Source organism: Rhodopseudomonas sp. WA056 (assembly GCF_010906995.1).
Taxonomy (GTDB): Bacteria; Pseudomonadota; Alphaproteobacteria; order Rhizobiales; family Xanthobacteraceae; genus Rhodopseudomonas; species Rhodopseudomonas palustris_G.
Genome location: NZ_QPFS01000235.1, coordinates 1 through 2,255 on the forward strand (window position 1 = coordinate 1; position 2,255 = coordinate 2,255).

The window sequence follows — 2,255 nt, forward strand, 5'->3', positions numbered from 1 at the left end:
GGCGGCATAAAAGCACAGCCGCCAATCAGCAGACTCGGACTCTCCGAGGACAACCTGTTGAGGCTCCACAGCTAGCGGTCGGCCTGCCTCGGGGCAAACGGCAGCAGCACATCCAGCAGGGTCGGCCCGCTGGTCGCCAATGCGCCTTCGAGCGACAGCAGGCGCCGCCGGGTAATGGCTCCGCCGTTGGCGCAGGTGCCGCCGGCGTCTCCGGCGGTGGCCAGGGCGCGATGGCAGGGAACGATCAGGGCGAACGGATTGCGGCGGATCGCCTGCCCCACGGCGTGGACCGCGCCCGAGCTGCGAATCTGCCTGGCGATGTCGGCGAAGGTTGCGGTCTCGCCCCGCGGAATCGTGCGAACCGCCGCATAGACCCGGCAGTCGAATGTCGGAATACCGCCGAGATCGAGCCCGACATCGGAGAAATCCCACGGCTCGCCCGCCAATGCTGCGACGATGCCGTCGATCACCGGCTCGATCCAGACCGCGGGTTTGCTCTCCCGGGCGTCCGGGCACAGCCGCAGCAGCCTGCGGCGGGTGTCGATCTCTCGGCCTTCGGCAAGCTGCACGGCGAGCACGCCCCCGACGTCCCATGCGATCCCGCATCGGCCCATCATGGTGTCGAAGATCGTGTAGGCAGCCCCCGCCATAGGTGAACTATACCAGCGAAACTACGCTTGGCATTCAGAAAGTAAACAGCCTGTTAACGGGACCGTGGCGCATGTTGCGATGCAGTAAACTGCGGCGTCGTGCGCCGTCCGTTTCCGAGATGGCCTCTTGGCGGATCGCGCCGTCTCGGCTAGATCAAGGGACGCCGCCGCGTCGTCGCGGCCCGGCGCGGGCGTAGTTCAATGGTAGAACGGCAGCTTCCCAAGCTGCATACGAGGGTTCGATTCCCTTCGCCCGCTCCAGATCTCCCGCTCAGCACGGCGAGCTTCAGACTCTCTCGCCTTCGCCTTCGCGCCTGCTCTGCGCGGAGCGCAATGCTGTCCGCTCCGGGCGGGTGTTGCGGTTGATCGGCGTCAACGCCGCCTCGTGGCTTCGGCGCGAAGCTTACTCACTGCTTCGCTGCAGGGGGATATGGCGATGACGAGCACCATGATGACTTTCGACATCCTGCTGTTGGCTGCGGCCGCGGCGTCGACGGTGCTGATCCTGTTCGGCGTGGTGATCGCGAGCGGTCACCAGGGCGCGCACCAGCACGCCAAAGCCAGACTGATCCCGCGTCACCACGACTGAGCACGAGCCTGGAGCATTTCCGGTCTGATGGTTCCGGAGCCGGCGCTCCAGTTGTTAGTGGCAATGCGTTCGCTTCACGCGAGCCGGCTCCCGCTTCGGTCGGCAACGCTTCAGCGTCCGAGCGCCGCCATGGTGCTTTTCAAGGCTTGCCAACCGAGTCGTTGAGATCGCGCTTGATTGTCTCCAGGAGCGATGCCAGCGCGTCGTGGCGCGTCGCCGCGGCGGTCGGCGCATGACGCGGGCGAGCCGTTGCGGAATCCGCAGACGGCAGCTTGATGCCGGGCGCCGCCGTGATGGCTGCCGGCACCGCGCTCTGTGTCGGCATGGCGGCGGTTGCGGTTGGTAGTCGCGAAAGGGGCGATGCATCCGGCAGGAAGATTGTCCTTGCTGGTGTCTTCCGCGCGGCAGTCTTCCGCGGCGCAGTCTGCAGCATAGACTTGATATCGACCGGCGGTCCCTGCGCAGGCTCGACGCTCGTTCGCGGCGCGGCGCTGTCGGAGGGGTTGACGAAATGGCCGTACAATACATCCTCATGCCGGCCCATCCACCACAGCGCCGTCCAATACAGCGCCGCAAGTCCGATCACGCCGATCAGGCTCAGCTCGAGCATCACCTGCCCCCGAGTCCAGGGGCGTAGGCAAGGGCGACGTAAGCAAGGGCGGCACAAGCAAGGGTGACGTAAGCCGGCAAGGCAGCGGGCCTTGCCGTGACGAAGCCCCGCTCGTGGAGCGTCTCAGTGATCGGCAATTCACCAAGGACGGTCAATCGGCGCATGACCCGCATCGCAGTCTCCGGAACTGATCGATTGATTCCGGAAGCTCACTGTACGCGCAAGTCGCTTCAGCGCACTCGCAAGTGGCGACGCAAAAAGGGCGCCGGCAAAGCCGGCGCCCTCAGACCGCTGACAAACCCCGTCGATTTTCGGCGGGGTTTTGTTTTTGGCGAGTGGCGCAGCGCCCGGTGTCTCAGCCTGGCGCGGGAATTGGCCCGGTGGCCAGTGCGAGGGCTATCTTCTT

3 protein-coding genes and 1 tRNA gene are annotated in these 2,255 nt (G+C 65.7%); 2 read left to right on the forward strand and 2 right to left on the reverse strand.

Annotated features, from left to right (window positions below):
- Positions 1-71: 71 nt before the first annotated feature.
- Positions 72-650, reverse strand: coding sequence for a methylated-DNA--[protein]-cysteine S-methyltransferase (locus tag DU475_RS23675; protein ID WP_047308964.1), 579 nt, complete (start codon positions 648-650; stop codon positions 72-74).
- A 187-nt stretch (positions 651-837) separates the two neighbouring features.
- On the opposite strand from DU475_RS23675, the gene DU475_RS23680 reads away from it, so the two are divergent.
- Both DU475_RS23680 and DU475_RS23685 read left to right on the forward strand, forming a co-directional pair.
- Positions 838-911: transfer RNA gene (locus DU475_RS23680), tRNA-Gly, on the forward strand.
- 175 nt (positions 912-1,086) lie between these two features.
- Positions 1,087-1,239: a hypothetical protein gene (locus DU475_RS23685; RefSeq protein WP_013504574.1), complete on the forward strand. Its 153-nt coding sequence runs from the start codon at positions 1,087-1,089 to the stop codon at positions 1,237-1,239.
- A 139-nt stretch (positions 1,240-1,378) separates the two neighbouring features.
- On the opposite strand, the gene DU475_RS23690 is transcribed toward DU475_RS23685, so the two are convergent.
- Positions 1,379-1,849, reverse strand: coding sequence for a hypothetical protein (locus DU475_RS23690; RefSeq protein ID WP_164633503.1), 471 nt, complete (start codon positions 1,847-1,849; stop codon positions 1,379-1,381).
- Positions 1,850-2,255 lie beyond the last annotated feature (406 nt).